14 protein-coding genes are annotated in these 21152 nt (G+C 46.0%); all 14 read right to left on the bottom strand.

The window, feature by feature from the left end:
• Positions 1 to 31: 31 nt before the first annotated feature.
• The gene (locus JNO48_09280) at positions 32 to 1318 is read right to left on the bottom strand and encodes a hypothetical protein (protein ID QTE67395.1); all 1287 of its coding nucleotides are present in this window, start codon (positions 1316 to 1318) and stop codon (positions 32 to 34) included.
• Positions 1319 to 1348: 30 nt separating this feature from the next.
• Positions 1349 to 2302, bottom strand: coding sequence for a glycosyltransferase (locus JNO48_09275; protein QTE67394.1), 954 nt, complete (start codon positions 2300 to 2302; stop codon positions 1349 to 1351).
• A 28-nt stretch (positions 2303 to 2330) separates the two neighbouring features.
• Positions 2331 to 3605, bottom strand: coding sequence for an NAD-dependent epimerase/dehydratase family protein (locus JNO48_09270; GenBank protein ID QTE67393.1), 1275 nt, complete (start codon positions 3603 to 3605; stop codon positions 2331 to 2333).
• Positions 3524 to 4693, bottom strand: coding sequence for a UDP-N-acetyl glucosamine 2-epimerase (locus tag JNO48_09265; protein ID QTE67392.1), 1170 nt, complete (start codon positions 4691 to 4693; stop codon positions 3524 to 3526). The genes JNO48_09270 and JNO48_09265 overlap by 82 nt, the downstream gene beginning before the upstream one ends.
• Before the next feature lie 4 nt (positions 4694 to 4697).
• Positions 4698 to 5735, bottom strand: coding sequence for a polysaccharide biosynthesis protein (locus JNO48_09260; GenBank protein QTE67391.1), 1038 nt, complete (start codon positions 5733 to 5735; stop codon positions 4698 to 4700).
• A gap of 49 nt (positions 5736 to 5784) precedes the next feature.
• Positions 5785 to 6753 carry a polysaccharide deacetylase family protein gene (locus JNO48_09255; GenBank protein QTE67390.1) on the bottom strand — a complete coding sequence of 323 codons (969 nt, stop codon included), beginning with the start codon at positions 6751 to 6753 and terminating at the stop codon, positions 5785 to 5787.
• Positions 6754 to 6794: 41 nt separating this feature from the next.
• Positions 6795 to 7769: a hypothetical protein gene (locus JNO48_09250; GenBank protein QTE67389.1), complete on the bottom strand. Its 975-nt coding sequence runs from the start codon at positions 7767 to 7769 to the stop codon at positions 6795 to 6797.
• Between the two features lie 137 nt (positions 7770 to 7906).
• The gene (locus JNO48_09245) at positions 7907 to 9136 is read right to left on the bottom strand and encodes a glycosyltransferase family 4 protein (GenBank protein QTE67388.1); all 1230 of its coding nucleotides are present in this window, start codon (positions 9134 to 9136) and stop codon (positions 7907 to 7909) included.
• 14 nt (positions 9137 to 9150) lie between these two features.
• Positions 9151 to 10116, bottom strand: a complete 966-nt coding sequence (locus JNO48_09240; GenBank protein ID QTE67387.1) for a glycosyltransferase — start codon at positions 10114 to 10116, stop codon at positions 9151 to 9153.
• A gap of 103 nt (positions 10117 to 10219) precedes the next feature.
• Positions 10220 to 11590: an exopolysaccharide biosynthesis polyprenyl glycosylphosphotransferase gene (locus tag JNO48_09235; protein QTE67386.1), complete on the bottom strand. Its 1371-nt coding sequence runs from the start codon at positions 11588 to 11590 to the stop codon at positions 10220 to 10222.
• A 23-nt stretch (positions 11591 to 11613) separates the two neighbouring features.
• Positions 11614 to 12144: a hypothetical protein gene (locus JNO48_09230; protein QTE67385.1), complete on the bottom strand. Its 531-nt coding sequence runs from the start codon at positions 12142 to 12144 to the stop codon at positions 11614 to 11616.
• A 140-nt stretch (positions 12145 to 12284) separates the two neighbouring features.
• The gene (locus JNO48_09225) at positions 12285 to 13352 is read right to left on the bottom strand and encodes an LCP family protein (protein ID QTE67384.1); all 1068 of its coding nucleotides are present in this window, start codon (positions 13350 to 13352) and stop codon (positions 12285 to 12287) included.
• A 70-nt stretch (positions 13353 to 13422) separates the two neighbouring features.
• On the bottom strand, positions 13423 to 19359 hold the full coding sequence (locus JNO48_09220) for a hypothetical protein (protein QTE67383.1): 5937 nt from the start codon (positions 19357 to 19359) through the stop codon (positions 13423 to 13425).
• Positions 19360 to 19407: 48 nt separating this feature from the next.
• Positions 19408 to 20817 carry a polysaccharide biosynthesis tyrosine autokinase gene (locus tag JNO48_09215; GenBank protein ID QTE67382.1) on the bottom strand — a complete coding sequence of 470 codons (1410 nt, stop codon included), beginning with the start codon at positions 20815 to 20817 and terminating at the stop codon, positions 19408 to 19410.
• Positions 20818 to 21152 lie beyond the last annotated feature (335 nt).

Below are 21152 nucleotides of genomic sequence, written 5' to 3'. Positions count from 1 at the left end.
AATCCTTTCAGAGGCAGTCAAATATTATAGTTTATTTGATTAGATAATGTGAATCACTGTGATTCAACAAGCTTTCCTCCGCCATGTGACTGTCTTTATTCTTTATTACACTCAGGGTGCAGAATAACATATACATAAACAATTGGTTATGATACTCATTATATGACACACCGCCATAATCATACATCAGTTGCATTAAAATTCCCGCAGCACATAATGATCTTTGCTTAATCGGGATACGTTTATCCGTAAAGCATTTCCATAGTATCATCCCAAAGAACCAATAGTAGGCTGCAAAAAGGATAACACCTCCACTGAATAATAATTCTGTATAGTTGCAATGAGAATAAAACAGAGGCATACCATTTTTATAGCTGTAATATTTGAATGTATCAAATCCGTTTCCCCAAATCGGACTATCCAACCATCCCCAAACAGCCAGTTTCCTCAGTTGTTCACGTGCCTGGGCGGATTCTTCCACTTCTCCCTTGCCTGTAAATGAATTAAACAGTCCCTCCATCCGTTTCCCCAACGCACTGTATAAAGCCGGAACATTCATAACCAAGATCCATGAAACCAGCAATATTACGCCGATTATACAGACATTCCTCATCCTGTGGTTTTTTTTGCCTGCATCAGAATTCATTAAAAGCACAATGATTATGAACAGAATAGGGCAAATAAAGAATTTCCTTCCGCCTGTCAGGATCAGCGGATATGAAATAAAAACAATAATGCATAACAAAACCAGTCTCATGCGTCGGTTATTCTCACAGAAGAACAGCCAGATCGCATAGACCGTTCCATACATAAAATACAAAGCTAAAACATTGGCATTAATCGACAAATTATCTCCAAGACGTTCGCCTGTCCTTAGAACCAGCGAGTTGCTTGCCAAAAGGAGAATCGTATTGATTATGCAAACAATCACATAACACCAGCATACACTGTTGAACGCCGCTTTGCTCTTGATATAAAAGGAGTGAATAACCGTAAGGGTAAAACAAATCGCAACGGAATAGATGTCACTATTATCAAGCTTTCCACCTGAGATTGCAAGGGAAAGAAAACAGAGCGCGGCAAAAGCACCATACCATATCATATGCTTCGACAGTTTAAAACCCTGCCTGATAGTAAACGCAATTGTAATGGCCCCGTGCCCCAGCAGCAATAACAGGCTAACTCTTTGCATCGGAAACGATCCGAATAGCGTTGTTCCCGGAAAAGCAGCTGCCAGATACAAAAATATAACCGCAATGCCCGTTTTCCAGAAAAAGCTGCTCTGTATATCTGCTTTCTCTTTAATGTATCTGCTCATGTGATATCTCTTTTTCCTGTCTCCCGGTTGTTATTTCGCAATAGACAACAATGCCAATGAAATATCTACTCCCAGGCACCTGGCAACTACAGCAAAAATCTTATACTTCAATGCAGGCGTATAGTCAAAGATCCATTTATTCTGCTTAATGCATGAACTGACTTTTTTCTTGTCTCCCTTACTGCAGTATTTATACAGATTAATGGCAATATACACCGAACCGATCATTTCAATAAATGCTTTGATCGAGAATTCATCGCCCGAATCGCACAGTTCCCTGTCTGCCGCCGCCATCTCAATCACATCTGTGATATATTTGGCGTGGATATTATTGGTGATAGATCCTTCCCGCTTCATCCTGTAATGATACCAGGACGCGTCATATCCCTCAAAGGATCCTGCGCAGCAGCATAGTCTGGTCGTCCAGTCAATATCTTCCTGTAAGCGACCTTCAGCAAAGAATAGATCATTGTTCATGATAAACTCACGATTGCAGATCCGTTTGGGTGCCGGCCAGGTATCCTCTGTTTCATATAAGATCCAGTTCAATGCCCGTTCCCGGGTAAACGGCTGTTTCAGGTAGGCTGAATAGTGCTGATCCTTAATAACCGTCCTACCTTCATATTCTTCGACAAGTTTCGTTTCAATGATTTCAGGGCGTGATTTCGCGATAATCTTCTCAAATGCATCCAGAGAATTATTGTCAATCCAGTCATCGCTGTCAATAAAAACCAGGTAATCGCCTTTTGCTGCCCTGATCCCTGTATTTCTTGCACAGGATAATCCGCCATTTTCCTGATGGATAACCTTCACTCTGTTATCCTTCTTTTCATATTCGTCGCAGATTTCTCCGGAACGATCTGTGCTGCCATCGTCCACAAGAATCAGTTCATAATCGGAACAATCCTGATCCAATACCGACTGGACACAGGCATCCAGATATTTTTCCACGTTGTACACAGGAATAATAACTGAGAACAGCATGCTTCTCTCCTGATTCTAAGTATTGGATTTATACCGGTTCTCCAAACGTATCCGGTTTCCCTGGATTGAATACTTCATTGCAGGTCATCACAGTAACCAGGTCCTCGGTTTCCGACAGATTGATGATGTTGTGCGTCCACCCCGGGATCATGTAAATGGCTTCAATCTTGTCCCCAGAGACCTCAAACTCCACCATCTCGTTCGTGTTGATGTTCCGTTCCTGGATCAGGCCATGGCCGTGGACCACGATAAACTGTTCCCACTTGCTGTTGTGCCAGTGCTGGCCCTTGGTGATTCCCGGCTTGCTAATATTGATCGATACCTGCCCGCAGTCTTCTGTATGAACCAGTTCCGTGAAGCTGCCGCGGTTGTCACAGTTCATCTTCAGCTGGTACCTGAACGCTTCCTTCGGCAGGTAGGTCAGATACAGAGAAAAGAGTTTCTTCGCGAACGAGCCCTCCGGCATCTTCGGCATCAGCAGGGACACCGGCTGCTGCTTGAATTCCTGCAGGAGATCGATGATCTCACCCAGTGTTACCTTATGGGTTACCGGAACATAACAGTATTTCCCGTTCGGATCCGCCACAGGTTTCAGTCCGTCGTACTCACAATGCTGTTCCTTGCCTTCCAGCAAATCCAACATGCCTTCCACCAGGTCATTAATATAAAGCAGTTCCACTTCATTGCTCTGGTCCGATACGGTATACGGCAGGTCATTAGCGATTGCATTACAGAAAGTTGACACGGCAGAGTTGTAGTTTGGCCTGCTGTGTCCCATCAGGTTCGGGAAACGGTAAACCGCAATCTTAACTTTCTGTTCTTTCCCGTACTGGAAGAACAGTTCCTCCCCTGCCAATTTGCTCTTTCCGTAATCGCTTTGCCCGTAGCGCCCAATCAACGTTGCCTGGATGGAAGAAGAGAGCATCACCGAAGCCTTGTTGTTATGCTTCTTCAGGGTATCCAGCAAGGTGGACGCGAAGCCAAAGTTCCCGGCCATGAATTCACTCTGGTCCTTTGGACGGTTCACGCCGGCCAGATTGAATACGAAATCTGCTTTGGAACAGTACTCATTCAGTTCCTCCGGAGTATTGTCGATATCATAGGCATAGATCTCATCAATCTGAATTCCCGGACGGGTGCGGTTCTTCCCGTCCCGGATATTCTTCAAGTTATTGACAAGCGCTGTGCCAACCATTCCTTTGGCGCCTGTGACTAAAATATTCACAGTTCTTTCCTCCAAACCATCCTGTTGACCACATTGACGTATCCCTGGATAATCCGGACCACCTTCATGCTGACGCATTCATCAGTATAATCAATACAGGGATGTCCCAGCACATTCTTCTGTTTCATTTCAATGGCCATATCCGTTGCCTGGAGCAGTTCCTTCGTGGAAATTCCGGCAAGAATGAAGTCGCCAGCTTCCAGTGCTTCCGGACGTTCAGTGGAAGTGCGGATGCAGACCGCCGCGATCGGATGCCCGATGGAAAGATAGAAGGAGCTTTCCTCCGGCAGGGTCCCGGAATCCGAAACCACAGCCAGGGCATTCATCTGGAGTTTGTTGTAATCATTGAACCCCAGCGGTTCATTCACCCGCACACGGGGATCCAGTTTGAAACCTGTCGCTTCCAGTTTTTTCCTGGACCTTGGATGGCAGGAATACAGAATCGGCACGTCATACTTCTCTGCCAGCTTGTTGATTGCCATAAAAAGAGAAGTAAAGTTCTTGTCCGTATCGATATTCTCTTCCCGATGAGCCGAGAGCAGGATATATTTTCCGGGTTCCAATCCCATCCTGTCCAGCACATCGCTGGCCAGGATCTTGTCCAGGTTCCCGTGGAGCACCTCCGCCATGGGAGAACCTGTTACATAGGTCCGCTCCTTTGGCATCCCCATCTCATGCAGATACTTCCGGGCCGGCTCGCTGTACGGAAGATTGACGTCCGAGATCACATCCACGATCCGGCGGTTGGTTTCTTCCGGCAGGCACTCATCCTTGCAGCGGTTCCCGGCTTCCATATGGAAGATCGGGATATGCAGGCGCTTGGCGGAAATGGCAGACAAACAGGAGTTTGTATCGCCCAGGATCAGCAGCGCTTCCGGCTTGATGTCGACCATCAGCTCATAGGAACGCGCAATGATATTCCCGCAGGTCTGGCCGAGGTTCTCTCCCACCGCATCCATATAGATATCCGGTCCGCCGAGGTCAAAATCACTCCAGAACACATCGTTCAGTGTCCTGTCATAGTTCTGGCCGGTATGCGCCACAATACAGTCAAAGTACTCCCGGCACCGCTTAATCGTCGCAGCCAGCCGGATAATCTCCGGCCGGGTCCCGACGATAATCAGGAGTTTGATCTTGCCGTTATTCTTCCATTCAGCCATTTTCATTTCCTCACTTGTTTTCCAGTGCTTCCTTCACATAATCCGTGGTCAGGATCTTTTCAACAACACCATCCACATCCAGCAGCTTGGTATTGTGGCTGGTATAGCTGTCATCCGCTTCCGTGACCACTTCGCCCTTGACGAAGTATTTGTCATAGTTCAGGTCGCGGTTATCTGCGGCGACACGGAAGTAATTCCCCATATCTTCAGAGCGGAGCCGTTCCTCACGGGTCATCAGCGTCTCGTACAGTTTCTCACCATGGCGGGTACCGATGATGTTGGTGCCCGTATCGCCGAAGAGCCGCTGTACGCCCTTGGCCAGGTCTCCGATTGTGGAAGCGTCTGCCTTCTGGATGAACAGGTCTCCGGGATTCGCATGTTCAAAGGCAAACCGCACCAGTTCCACCGCTTCATCCAGGTTCATCAGGAACCGGGTCATGGCAGGATTTGTGATAGTAATCGGATTGCCGGCCTTGATCTGGTCAATAAAGAGCGGAATTACAGAGCCGCGGGAGCACATGACGTTTCCGTACCGTGTGCAGCAGATCACCGTGCCGCCGCGTTCCGCGGCCACACGGGCATTGGCGGTAATCACGTGTTCCATCATGGCTTTGGAAATGCCCATGGCATTAATCGGGTATGCTGCTTTATCGGTAGAAAGGCAAACAACCCGTTTTACACCGGCATCAATCGCCGCATGCAGGACGTTGTCCGTTCCTTCCACATTGGTCTTCACCGCCTGCATCGGGAAAAATTCACAGGACGGCACCTGCTTCAGGGCCGCAGCATGGAAGATGTAATCCACGCCGGGCATGGCATCCGCAACAGAGCGCGGATCCCGGACATCTCCTACATAGAACTTCACCTTGGAAGCATATTCCGGAAATCTGGCCTGCAGTTCATGGCGCATGTCATCCTGCTTTTTCTCATCCCGGGAGAAGATCCGGATCTGACCGATGTCGGAGGTCAGAAAGTGTTTGAGGACGGTATGTCCAAAAGAACCGGTACCGCCGGTGATCATTAGTGTGGCTCCGTTAAATGAACTCATATTTGTTCTCCCTTTTACCATTCGTAGTCAATACATCCTGAGGTACGAATCAGATATTTCGGATCAGTTTGGACTTAAGCACACCTGCAGCACGGATAACAAAATAATAATACGCACTCAGACCTTTAGATACGTCAACCGGGCCCAATTTATCATCAGAATTTTCCACGAGACCGGCGAGGTCTTTTTCCGCAATAAAATCTACTCCCAGTTCTTTCAAATGTTTCATGTTGGCAATAACCCGATTATACTTTCCTTTCGAAAACTTGGGATTGTCCGGATTTACTCTCCAATCAATAAACTGGAAGCTATGAAAAAACATGGAGACAACATCAACTGATCCTGTCTTCATTATTTCTTTCATATATCGCCTGAATTCACCCGGAATCAACCCCGAATCTATCTGGTCATTCCTTTGATAGAAGGGGGTAGAGAAGCTTCTTAATGTAGTCACGGGAACTTCCTTCAGTTGGCTGTTCCCGTACCTGACCACCCTGTTCCATGTCACAGGCGGATCAATCAGACAATACCGGCTGGCATAAAAATGACTCATATCATACAGATAACCCAGCTTTTTCAGAACCTCAATCGTATCATTATTCGCTCCGTATCTTCCAGCCCGGAAAGACAGCGGGGATTTCTTCAGCACTTTCTCATAGAATTCTGTAGACCTGGCAATAATCTCATACTGCTCATCATAAGAGTACTGCCACAAATAACGCCGATTAATGTCCGACATATGGTCCGGATGTACATGCACCCCGACATCATGTCCTCTCGATGCTATATCCAGCATCACTTTGGTGATTTTGTCTTCCCCATGATCCACGATTTCCGGAATATCAACAAAGAATAATGCTCTGACTCCTTCTTTGTCAAAATAATCCATCAGGAAATTAATGCCGTATTCTTTACCGTCCGCAGTTCTGCTGTAGATCATTCGTTCTACAGGCAATGCTCCGTCAGGGCCTTCCGTATCGACTGAAACCAGGACCTTCTGCTTTTGCAGTTCCGCCATTCAAATCACCACCCGGTATGCTTCTCAGATATATGAATTGGTTATTTGCCTGAGTCTTTCCGGACCATACCCAAAATACAGTCCGCAATCTTTCTTTTTGTTTCGCAATTTTCTTTTTCGATATTGTCCATCATTCTGGCCGCATAACTGTCTGCTTCCTGTCCATCGATCTTCTGATACCAGTTATACAGTTGATCCAGCGCCTTATCATCGGACAGATCAATGGGAAACGCCAGCGGCCCGGCCATCTCTGTCATATATGTATCGGGGCTCGTAAGAATTGGCTTCCGGTATATCAATGCGTCATACAGTTTGTTTGACAAGGCGCAGTCCAGCAGCTGGCATCCGTTACCGTATGCATTGAACAGGATATCCACCTTCCGGATAATCTCACCCTTCTGTCTCGGTTCGTACGCGCCATAAAACGCAATCCGGTCAGTCTGCAACTCATTTGCTGCTTCTTTCAGGATGCTTTCCTGGTCACTTGTTCCATAAAAGTCAAAGCGGAATCGATTGTCTTTTGATACCAACCGCATGAGTTTTTTACACTGTTCAGCATAGAAAAGACTGCCAACATATCCAATCCTGATAGGCTCTTCTGCGCGCTGAAAAGAATGTTTCTCCACGGAAGTATCAACGTTGGTATTATGGCAGACATAATATTGCGCTTTCGGTAAAAAAGCTGTGAATCTCTGTGATGAGATTACATTCATCAGTGAGTTTTCAACAGCTTTCTTCTCAAGAAGAAAATAGGGGTAAATATTCTCATGTGAATAATCCCTGATATCAACGATGTACCTTCCGGAATAGTTCCTCTTCAGCCATAAGCCAAGGAATGCAGCAATAACACCCGTTAAAACAATAATAATATCAAAGTTTCTCTTATTCAGTTTCTTCTTTACCCTATTCGTATAGGTAATATAGTTCTGAAGTGTTCCACGATTCTGATCCCACGGTAATATATGTAAAGGTTTTTCAAACTCTTCCTGTATCCCGTTTCGATCAGGAACAATCAATTCATATTGGACTCCTATGCTGTCCAATATCTTGGTATAAAAGAAAATGTAAGGTGAATACCGGATATTATTCGCAGCTATTATACATACCCGCATTTTCTCTACCTCGTTTGAGTAATGAATATCAGAAAACAGACTCATCGAACCGTTTGCTCAATGATATCAATATATTGGGCCACTGCTTTCTCTTTCCCAACATACTTCTCAGCATACTGACGTGCATTTTCTCCCATAATCACAGCTTTTTGAGGTTCGGCACAGAGCTGCATAACAGATTGTGCCAGTTTGCCGGCATCACCGGCATCAACACAATATCCACACTTCGCTTCCCGCAAAGTATTATCCATCTCACCATCCGTATCAAAAGATCCAAGAACCGCTGTCCCCGCAGCCATAATCGTCCATGTCTTACTCGGCATTCCGGCACCGCCGGTACCAGCCTTGCAGGTAATAACCGATATATTGCCAAGGCTATATACTTCAGAAACGCGTTCAAGGGGCTGCAGCGGAAACATCTGCAGATTGTGTAATCCTTTTTCTTTCACCATCTTCCTGATATTCTCTTCTTCACTTCCGTTACCGAAGATTATAAACTCAACGGTTTCTCTATCCTGGAGAAGTTCCGCAGCTTCAACAACTACTTCCAGGCCCTGCATTTTCCCAATATTTCCTGCATAGACTACATAGAACTTGTTCCGATCCAGCTGAAGTTCATCGAATAATGGATTGTCATTCCGGCTGATTGGCCTGACTTTCTCCGTATCAATCCAGTTCCTGACAACATGTACCTTGCTTTTGTCTTCCGTCTTTGATCGGATATTCTCCGCCATATCTTCAGTGATTGTAATGATCACGTCCGCGTTCTTATAGGCAAAGCGTTCCATCTTCCGGCCAAGCTTTACAATCCTGGAGTCTTCTGTTGCCTCCCCCGCAACAACCAATGAATCCGGAAACAGATCCTGTGGATTAAAGATAAATTTCTTTTTTGTCCATTTATGAATCAATCCGCCAATCAGGCCCTGTGTGGGTGGTCCGCCCCCTGTAAAAATGGCATCAGCCGGAAGGAAAAGACCCCGCACAAGGCATTGCAGGCTAAACAGACAATAACGAATCGTCCTTTGCAGCATATCTGTCCCTTCCCGGTACAGATGCATACGATGAATCTTCAGTTTTCCGTTACAAAGTATTTCCTTCCGCTTCCTGGCATACTCCCTGCGGACTTCATCCGTCACTCCTCTTGTCGGAGTTGGTATATATACATCAACATCCCAGCCATGCTGCGCAAAGCCTTCAATCATGTCTGTGACCAACGGTAATCCCGATGCTTTTTCAGGTGGAAAATACTGCACAAAATACAATAAACGCATCCGATCACTCCGATTTATTTGATTCCAATCCGGCATGCCCAATGAGCAATTGTGTATCCCATTGGGATTACACCGCCGATGACGGTTGCTTTCAGGAAGCCGTAGTTTTCCTTAAGAATTCTCCAATAGTGTTGGTTCTTGTTATAGGCAGGTTTTAACCCGAGCAATTCTCTTCTGTTCTGCGTATATGCTGCTTTATCTCCCGAATTTGCAGCAACAACCATTGTCATAAGAAGATAATAAGCGACACGATAGTCAAAGTAATCTTGCCAATACTTATCTTTGACAATTGGTCGCATCACTTTTTGCAAGTTTTCAGAAGCAACCACAAAACGCCGATAGTGAGCCACATTCTTATAGGAGGAACTCATTGTCCCCCCACCGACTCTGTAGTTATAAAGCGGTTGATCGATTGTAACAGGATTCTTCGCCTCCATCAGAATGCGAATGTAAATCTCATCAAAACAGGTAGTGAAATATTGTCCAATCCCCAGTCGCTCCATCAATTCACGCTTTACAATCTTATTCCAGGGTTGGGAATTGCGTTCAACAAATGTCGTATCAGCTTTGCCCCTGTATTGTCTGAACCATTTCTCTTTGGTGGCTATCTTCTCCGGGAACCAAGAATAATCGCAAATGACAAGCTCGCTGTTATTTTCAACTGCAGCCATGTAAAGAATTTCAAACATCTCTTTCTCTACATAATCATCTGCATCAACCCAGCCGATATAGTCACCTGTCGCTAATGACAAGCCTGTTTCTCTTGTCTTGTACAGTCCTTTGTTTTCCTGGTGAATAACGCGGGCGTTAGGATATCCCATTGTTAGCCTGTTAAGAATAGAACCCGTTTGATCCGTGCTGCCATCATCAATGAAGATGATTTCAATGTCAGATAATGATTGATGCAAAATAGAATTTGCACACTGTTCAATATAAGGTTCCGCATTGTATGCCGGGATAATCACTGTTACTTTGGGCATAATGAATCGCCTTTCATAATTGATTTATCACTTATAGGATGAAATGAATTATTTATCCCACTGTTTTGTAAACAAATCCATTTGAATTGAAATTATCTTATCATTATTCACTTTTTTTGTTTCTTCTTTCGCTGTAAATCAGCATTACGCTTTCATCATCGAGGCCTTCTGTACTACGCTTATCAAACAGAATACGCAGTGTTTCAATTCCGATTCTCAGATCCACAAATAAAGAAGCGCATGAAATATAAATCAGGTCCATCAGCAGCTTGTCATATGGCGTTGTATTGTATTTTCCGTATACCTGAGCGTAGCCTGTCAGGCCAGCTTTTGCCTGCAGGCGCAGTTTGAATTCAGGAAGTTCTTCTTCGTAAATTGCTGCGATCTCCGGCCGTTCCGGGCGGGGGCCCACAATACTCATATCCCCCTTAAAAATGTTGATCAGCTGGGGCATTTCATCCACACGACACGCACGGATAATCTTGCCAACCTTGGTGATCCGAGGATCATCCTTCCCGGAACTCAGGACAGCACCTGTCTTCTTCTCCGCATCCACACACATGCTGCGGAATTTCAATATTTTAAATTCCTTTCCATTTATCGTCAGCCTGGTCTGCTTGTAGAATACCGGACCGCCGTCAGTTTTGATCGCAATTGCGGTTATCAGCATGATCGGAGAAAACAGCACAAGCGCGATTCCAGAAAATACGATATCCAGAAAACGCTTTACCGCCCTGTATTCAGAATAGGGCTGGTATCGCTTACTGCGCAGCATAGGCAGATGGAACATGTGCATCTGCTCTGCTCCACTCATCAGCGCATCACCAATCCGGGGAATAATATATACCTGCAGATCCCGATACATACATTCCTTCAACACCTGATTTCGATCGCTGCTGTGAATGCCACAGAGGAATACAACCTCTGCCTGATCAAGGATGCTGATGTTCTCGAGTACTTCTTCAATGGGAGAAACCCCGATTACTTCAAAGCGCTGCTCCATCCCATACGCACTGATCAGGTTTTCCGCGCCTTGACGTACATCATATACCACAAGTGTTTTCTGCGGCCTGTGATTTTTGTAATATGTTGAATGGTTTATTAAACATACTATCGGTACAATTACACACTGGATTACAAAACAAAGGAATCCAGGAAACAGGTTGGGAAAATGAACGGACAGCATCCAGATTGCAACCGCGGCACACACATCTGTCAGTGCTGCTGCGATAATCTGGGAATAAATCATTTCTGACACCCGCATGACTGAAGCACGAAATCCATCCAGCTTTAGGCACAGTGTATAAAAAATAAAGAAATAAACAAGAAGAACCAAGGCGGAAACCTGCCTGGATTCAGCCGTGTTCGTTATGGGTTCATAATACAGAAACCAACAGAGCAAAAAGGGAATCATCACAAAAAGAGTATTCAAAATCTTTATGATGCTAAGCGGAAGCGTCTTTCTTTTTGTCATGAATACCACCCGACTCTGTGTTATTATGAGTTTTCTGTTGATTTATCCGGTTCCAAAAGATTATACCCCACCCAAATCGTTCTGGCAATCCCGTCAAACTCAAATTCTATACAGCATCTTTTCCGGCCGCGATCCATCTTGATTACTGTTCCATGCATTCCTTGCCAGGATGGATCCGATAAAATACAAAGATCCCCCTCCTGAACAAGAGGGGCATTGCCAATTATTCCATTTTGCTGATACAGCATTTCCGCAAACTCGCGATCCCGACCATGCAGTTCCTCATTCCCGAGACAACGAATAATTCCGTCAATCGCAAAGCGCGGATTGATTTTCTCATCAGAATAAATAAATATATAACCCGGAAGCCAATCATGGGCTTCTTCAGTCGGTATTCCTTTCATCCATTTCCTCTGGATGATCTGAGGTGCAAAACAGATGTATCCATAATTCATTCGAATCAGTTCCGCAATTACCTTACAGCGTTGTGTTTCACAGAAGAAACAGTAGGCATACACCTGCATCATCTCCATTATAGCCGGATCAAAAGCCATATTTCATGTGCTTTTGCGCATAGCTCCGCTATACACGAATCTCTCCATGATTCACGGGAAGGATTCATGTAAACCTAACGGCTATTGTTTCCCGGAGTCGCAGCCTGCCATTCCGGTCAGTACTGCGGCTTTCCGGAATGTCACTCTTTTTCCTCTGTTGTCAGCATTTCCTCTGAGAACAGGAAATCCTCCATAGCTTTTTTATTGGCGGCATAATCCACGAGATGCCCCTTGGTACCGGCAACCGAGTTATACGGATCTTTGGCTTCCAACGGGAAAATCCGGTATTCCAGATGGTCAAAAATATCGAATCCCTGCCTGGAACCTGTATAGGAAGCCCGGGCAAGCGCCAAAGAAATATTGTGAATATCATCCTCAGAAAGATTATGGTACGCCATCTGGAAAATCGGATCCATCTGTGCACGGAAGAAAGAATAATCGCTGTCTGTCAAATTGTCCAGGTTGATGGCCCGGCGGCCATTCAGGTTCTCCGGAGCACCATATTCATCAGTATACAGAACCGCCTTCTCCCGGATGGTATTACCAACGCTCGCAAACAGGGAAGCTATGACTTCCACTTCGCGAAGGCAGCAATTATATACTGAGTCATATTGCAGCCATCCGTATCCGACTGCCTGCAGGCCTTTCAGTTTGGTATTGGGACCATATTCGGTCAAGTAGTTCTCCTGGGCCAGGTTATCCACAAACATCTGGCTGAGCAATCCAAGGTCTACCTGGGACAGAATAGCTTCCTTCTTCGAGGCAACCATTGCGTTCAACGCATTGCGCTCCGCCATGGAGACATCAACGGTAACGCCGCCGTATTCATCAATCATGGACGCCAGGTTCAGGTAATTCAGAGACATGAATAGTTGAATATCCATACCAAAGTTGGCATTGAAGACCTTTACGGTTTCTTCCGGTCCATTATTCCGGTAAGGCATATCAATCTTCTGTGGCAGGTCATAACCGGGATAATCGATAAACGTATCCCAAGCCATCATCAGCAGGCGGATCTTGCCGGTATCCGGATTCATGGACACCACCATCATTGTGTTCCCCGCATTTCCGCCGGAATTGTTCATACCCTCATTGCACACCAGGATGAAATCTACCCATCCGCGTTCATCCTCCCGTGCCTCAACCGCCATACCTGTTGCAGGAATCAGAAGACATACTGTCAGCAGTACCGCAATCAGTTTCATCATTTTCCTCATAATCCACCTCTGTCGGATTTCTGTCCTGTCCCATAATTACCCATATTCAAATGATTAACAGTTATTCCACGGGCAGCTGGTTCAGATCCTGGTCATAACGGTTGGTAATGACCAGATTGCCTTCGTTGTCATAGTAACCATTCCAGCTGGCAACACCTTCTGCATTGTTGGTCCGCTTGTTGTAACGATCCGAATAGCGCTCGGAGATCAGCCGTCCTTCGCTGTCGAATCCACGCTCCACAGAAGCGTAACCATCCGCACAATTCACTGCGACATGGCTCTCATCGTAATACCATTCCTGAATCCGGTTACCATAGTCATCTTCTTTGTATTCCAATGTGGCGTATCCGTCCTTCGTCATCATCGGATATCCACTCTGGTTGACATAAGTCAGGGTGTGAAGCTGAGTCACCGGATAATAGACAGTCGTCTGACCCCAGGCATCATTCAGTGCCTGAGTCGGATGACCTTCCTCATCCAGATAATACCGGAAGTACTTCTCTGCCGAAGTGATATTACTCAAATCATAGTCAAACCGGATTTTTGCGTATCCTTCCTGATTCTTCATCGGATTTCCATCCGCATCCAGCCAGGTTTTGACTTCCAGGTTGGCATATGCATTGTATTCCCTGCCGATGCCGTATACTCCGTCCACTTGGGTGGCATTGCCGTTCTCGTCATAGTAGCGAATCAGAGACACCTGGCCGCGGCTGGTATATTCCCGGACCACCTTATTGCAGCCCTCCGGACCAATCGCCGGTGTGCCATCCGCTTTACAGTAGATGCTTTCAGTCGGGCGGTCATAGCGGTCATATGTCTGGAGAATTACTGCATATGCCGCATCCGTTCCGGCTGTTTCGTCCTCAACCCGCATCTGATAAGTTTCTGCTTCTGCATCTTCTGCGATCAGTGTACGGCGGCTGTATTTGAACACCGGGGCAGTATTGCCCTCTGCCTCATCCTGAATACCTGAAATCTTATCAGAGCGATCATTCGCCCCATCCACTGCCGCAGGTGCTCCCATATCGTCCAGATATTGTTCTTCAGCAATCAATCCGCTTTCTGAATAACTGATGGTGCGTTCCGCATAGCCATCCCGGTTTTTGACCAGATTATTATTAACATCAAAGTACATCTCACTGATGGTACGGCCCTGCTCGTCATGATCTACATACACAGTCGCATATGTCTCATCCTTCGGAACAACGCCCAGTGCCTGAGTATCATAATACTGCTCCAACTCCAGATTGCCCAGTTCATCATAGGTGTAAACCACACTGGCATAACCCATTGTTGTATTCACCAGATTGTCTTCCGTATCATAATATGCTTCTTCGATTAGATTACCCAGCGTATTATACTTCATCTCCGCTTTCGAATATCCGCGAAGGCTCATATATGGATTACCGGAACGATCAAAATAACTGATGGATGTTTCCCGACCGGCCAGATCGTAAGTATAGCGGATCTCTGCATACTGTCCAGCATAGAACACCGGCTGCCCAGCTGCATCGTAATACTTTATGGAAAGAATTCGTCCGTCCCGGTTCACCTCACGCCGCAGCCAGGAATAATTGGTTCCTGTATGAATCGCAGGCTTTCCTGCAGATGTCAGGAGATGTTCTTCAATGCAGTGGTTACGGTCATCATAAGTATAAGTTATCTCGCTGTATCCATATTCGCACCAGGTCAGATTGCCTTTTGTGTTGTAGAATGACTTACGAATCAGATTATCGCTGTTATCATACTGATAACCAACCGCACTGTATTCAGTTGGCAGCGCAATAGGCAAACCTTCTTCATTCAGGTATTCCTGTTTTACAATTCGTTTCCGCGTGTCCCATGTATTCCGCTGAGTAGCATAGCCGGAAGAGCACTTCACAGGTGAATCATTCAGGTCAAGATACGTCTCCGTCAGTATGCTGCCATTTTTATCCACAGTACGCAGCACAGCGGAATATCCGGCACTGAGATAAATCCGTTTGTACTGTTCATCCAGGTAATTGATGCGAGTAATATATAGATTTTCATCATACAGATACTCAGATGCTGCATAGCCGTCCTTGAACAGGATCGGCTGTCCGGATATGTCCACATATGTAGTCCGCCAGACTTTACCCTGGCTGCCGTATTCATACTTGATACCGGCATATCCGGCGGAAATCAGATGCGGTTTCCCATTTTCGTCCAGATAGGTCTCACTGGTACACCGGTCTTGGATATCATAAGTATATACGATGGAAGAATAACCCATTGCGGTCTCCACCGGCTGCATTGCAGCCGACAGATATTCAATCCGCGTCCGATTGCCCCGGGTATCATAGGAAATACGGAAAGAAACCTGGCGGTTTGTAAGAGATGCAATCCGTTCTTCCTCGTCCAGGTATTGTTCCAGGATGACATGGTTATATTTATCATATTCCCGCTGCCAGACGCTGAAGCCTTCCGGAACACGCACCAGGTTGTCCTTCTCATCCAGGTAACGAACTTGCAATGTGTTGCCTGCATTATCGTAAGTATAGCCAATTGCTGAGAAGCCTTTTCCCGTCATAATCCGCTTCAGGTTTTCATCCAGATAGTTTTCCTGAGTCAGCCTGTGCCGAGCATCATAAGTATAACTGATGGCTGCATAGCCATCCTCAAGCATCACAATATCATCGTCATTATAATAGACGGACAGAATGCAGTTATTGGCATCATCATACTCGTGGGTAATCCGATTATAGCCTTCCAGCATAATCGTCGGCTGGCCTTCGAAGATGAACCACGCTTGCTCCGTGCAGTTACCATTGATATCCCGTTCATAAGTAATATAGCTGTGACGCCTGCCCGCCTGCAAAGCAAATCGTCCATCCGCATCAAAATATCCTTCACTGGTCAGATATCCCTGCTCATTGAATGTCTGGACTTTCCGGGCGTAGCCGAGCGTCTGCATCAGCAGGTGATCATCACCATCATAAAACTCTTCGGTCAGCATATTGCCCAATTCATCATAGGTGCATACACGTTTAGCATATCCCTTGGAGGAAACCACCGGCTTTTCGTCCAGTCCGTAATACGACTCCGTCAGGACATTGCCCATATAGTCATAGGTATAAACTACAGAAGCGTAATCACCACGAAGCATATACGGCGCACCGGTTTCATCCAGGTACTGCTCACTGAGCAACCGGTTTTCCAGATCGTATTCCCGCTCTATCCGCGCAGCACCTGCCAGCACGTTTGTAATCTTGCCGTTATGATCGTAGTAAACCTCACGAATAAGATTTCCTTTTACATCATATTCACATACAAAGGAAGCATATCCCTGACGGCACTCTGTCCGTCCGCCTTCAGCATCAAAGTATTCCTCAGATAGCATGCGGCCTTCCGAATCCCAGGAATAGGCTGCCCGATGATATCCGTCATAGACATTTGTCGGCTGTAGCTTCTCGTCAAAGAATGCTTCCCCGGTCTTGTTTCCGGCATAATCATAGGTAATCTCCGTCCGGGCATAGCCAAGAGATGTAACTACCGGTTCACGTTCCTGACCCAAATATGTCACAGAGGTCAAGTCCCCGCTGTCATCAAATGTCTGTGCCAGCACGGCATATCCATCCCGATTAATGATCAGCACTCCGTCCGCATCATAACTGGCTTCTTCGAGTATATTGCCGAGTACATCCACCTTGCGCTCAAACCGGGCATATCCGGCAGAAGCGGGTACGATGGGATTCCCCTTCTCATCATAATAGGCACGTACCAGCAGGGTACCTGTTACATCATACCATTGTTCAAAAGAGGCATACCCTGTGGAAAGCAACACGGGTACTCCGCTTGTATCCAGATATGTTGTCCGACTCATCAGTCCTGTCAACTCATCGTATTCCATCCGATGGGCGGCATACCCCTCACCAATCAGCACCGGCTGCAGATTGGTATCAAAATACGCTTCTAAAGTCATATGGTGCTTCCGGTCATATTCCCTTTCAATCCGGGCACTGCCATTGACCGGTACCAATTCATCCGCAGCATTGTAATATGACACAGAAATAATATTACCGTCCAGGTCATAACTGTAATGTATGGAAGCATAACCTCCCGCTTGTGTCAGAACAGATTTGTCCGCAGCAAAATACTTCTCTGCAGTATGATGTCCGGAATAATCATAGGTATGCGCCTGTGCGGCAAACTTGGCGCCAACCGTTACCGGATTCTTTTCCGGATCCAATGTCACTTCCCACAGCAGACTTCCGGCAGCAGTATATTCCCTGAGCAGTGTCGCATATCCGGTATTGCCTTTGATCGCATTGCCATTTTCGTCAAAATACTGAACCGCCGTCTGCATCATGTTGCCATCATAATTATATGTAGTCCGATGCGCGCCGGTCGAAATAGATGTATCCGGCCTTCCGTTTTCATCCAGGAATTCTTCTGACAGCAACATATTATCCAGCGGTCCGCCATAGATCATCCGCCGGGCATAACAACCATCTGTACTCTCGACAGGTTTTCCATTTTTATCAAAATATGCTTCATAAACCGGAGCCGCTTCTGGATCGTTGCTGGCATACCGGTATTTAATAGTTGCGTATTGGGTTTCATCATTGCGCACCGGTTTCCAATTGGCATCGTAGTACGTGGTATCAAGTACCTGTCCGGAGCCATTGCGTGTATTGATCAGTCCGGCATATCCTGCCTTGATCTGAATCAGTTCCATATCTGTACCATAGTACTTCTCCTGGATCACATTGTTATTATACACATCCCACATCTCATGATCCAAAGAGAGGTTGTTATTCAGGCTGAAAATATACTCAACCCTGGCAAGGCCAGACAGACTCATCGTGTATTCATCCACTGTATCATAATACGTAATACGATAGTTATATCCTGGTCCACCATATTCATATTCAGCCATTGAATAACCATAAGTGGTCATCGTCCGCTGATCGTCCGCACCAAAGTACCTTTCATAATGGATCCGGTCCATATTCGGATAATATTCATAAGTCACCTTGGCGTAACCGGTGAGCACCTTTACCAGGTTCCCATCCGAGCCATAATAGGCTGTCTCGATAACCCGATTCCGTTCATCATATGCATGAGTCACAGAAGCGTATCCGGACATGTTCAGGATCGGGTCACCATTGGTATCAAAGAAATCCGACCGGATCAGATTGGCATGTTCATCATAGGTGTTTACCTGTTTATGCCATCTGTCAGATCCCAACGTTTTTTTACCTGTTGCGTCAAATATCTCTTCAGAGAGCATCAACTGCCCTTTTTCTGTTCCACCCTGCTGCTCAGCTTCCGGAACCATCATGTCCAGGGCATTATTCTCAATATGGATTCCATGAATCAGATAGTCTGCTGTCGTAAAAACATATTTGACGACTTCTCCGCCTTCTCCGCCAATCAACGGCGAACCATCGGCGTCAAGATAGCGTTCGGTAATCGTATATGATTCTTCACCCATGTCGTACTGGTTTAAGACCTGTGCATATCCGCCAGTCGGCCGTGTCAGATTGCCATCCGCATCAAAATATTCTGTTGAAATCAAAGAATGATTATCTGACCAAGTATCCCGGCGATAACTGTAGCTTCCTGGAATATCCGCCCGTTTGCCGGATGCGTCATAACGGTCTTCTGTCAAAACAACAGATTCATCCCCGAATGACAGATACGTAAATAATGCGCGAGCATAACCGACATCCGTATTATTCACCGGCTCCCAGTTCAATCCAAAATAAGCCTCAGAAAGCTTATTTCCATGCTCATCCCAGGTATATTCCGCCCGGTAGAATCCCCGGCTGTTCAACGCTGGTTTCCCATCCAGATCATGAACGGTTTCGCTGACCAGACATCCATTACTGTCCCAGACACAATCTGCCTGCGTCAGTTCCGGGAAAGCAATGCTTCCTGCCTCGTCTGCCATTGCACCAGAAATGCAGATTGCCATCAGCAGGGTAACTACCAGAATCAGTCTTCTCCATTGTTTCATCTTGAACATCTCCATCAGTTTTCCTCCATCACTGTCAGAGCATTTTCGCAGATAACAATTCTCTTATTTCTCCGCTTGTTTTTCGTACCGGCTATAATATTTCTTGTAATACTTTTTTCCATAATATTGACCCTGCTTCAGTTTTTCTCCATAAAACACGAAGCCGAGAACACTCATGCCTGCCATTTCCGCAGATACCAAAGCTTTACGGATTTCCCGATGATCCGAGTAATTCTGCCGGATCACCAGAATGCAGCCTGCCACATAAGACGAAAGTGCCAGCGGATCAGAGACCACATTCATCGGCGGCGTATCGAACAGAACCAGGTCAAACTCCTTTTCCATCTCTGACAGCATGGCCGGCAACGCCGGTAAGCTAAGCAGTTCCGCGGGATTCGGTGCCGCATGACCAGCCGGAAGAATGCTCAGGTTCTCCCGTCCGGATGGAATCACCATGTCCCACCAGTTGCCTTCTCCGATCAGTGCTTCAGACAGGCCAGGTGTTTCTATCTCGTATTTAAAATGATCTTTCTGGCAAGCCCGGCGGATATCTGCATCCACCAGCAACACCTTTTTTCCACTCATCGCACATGAAATCGCAAGGTTCGCCGCAATGGTAGATTTGCCTTCCCCGGAAATCGCACTCGAAATAACAATCGCTTTTTTCTCTTTGCCTGCTAATGTATATAACAGGTTCATCCGCAGTTTTGCATAACTTTCAATCTGTTCTACCAGACTGCCGCTGTCCAGCAGAAGCCGGGCAGGCTCTGAACCTTTCACATTCTTTCGCCGGATTTCAGCCAGAACCGGCGGGGTATATTTGTCCGTCAGATCTTCTGTATCCGTCACCTTTCGGTTCAGCAGGAATAACAGTATCAGCAGCATGGCAGCCAAGATACCTCCTGCCAATGCACCAATGATTCCCTTCTTCATTGGAGATCGTTCATCTGCATATCTTGGAGTTTCCGCATAGTCTATCACTTCAATATTGCCGGCATTGACCACGCGAATTATTTCTGCCGGAGCTACATCTACCACTGCATTACAAATGTCCGCGGACAGTTTTGCATCCGGTGTTGTACTGATGATTTTGAGCACACCAGTTTCAGCAACAGACCCCATAGTCAGCGTATTGGCAATATACCCTGCACTTATACCAGGATATTCTGATGCCAAACGTTCTGTAACAACAGACATCACCTTAGTACTCTTAATCACCACCGTATAGGTATCCAGCAGCGCAACCGCAGAGCTAAGGTCATTCATATTTGTATACTGGTAATTTACCAGATTAGGATTACCATTCAGGACGTATACCGTCGCAAAAGCAGTATAAGTATCCTGCTCATAATTATTCGAATACCAGTACATTCCCGCAAACCCGATGGCCGCACAAAGGATAATCAGCCAGCACCGTTTCAGAAGGTAAACAGCCAGTTTTTTAAAATCTATCCGCAGGGATCCGTTCTCCATGGCTTTCAACTCCTTCAGGGCATATAAGTAACCATTTGCAGGTTTATAAGTAACTCTTTTCCATCTTCCATGTAACCATTGTATATCATATCATCTTTCGTTCATTCCGTCCACAGGTATTTTTTCGGCTGTAAACGGCTTGCTGATTGCCTTTCAGGGTTCCGAAAATGAAAATATATTGAATTTACCCTACATATTATTGTATACATGGTTCTAAAAATCGGCACATATACCAAAAAACCGGACAATCCTGCTATGTTCCGTTTGCAGGAAGCCGGTTCTTTGAGTGGTCTGTTTTTGTGTTTTCTTTTGTACTTTTATTGTTTTTGTTGGCT

This window comes from Clostridiales bacterium (assembly GCA_017569285.1).
In the GTDB taxonomy this organism is placed as follows: Bacteria; Bacillota; Clostridia; order Christensenellales; family Aristaeellaceae; genus Aristaeella.
The sequence above is the reverse complement of the archived record's forward strand: the minus strand, read 5'-3'. Positions and strand labels throughout refer to the sequence as shown.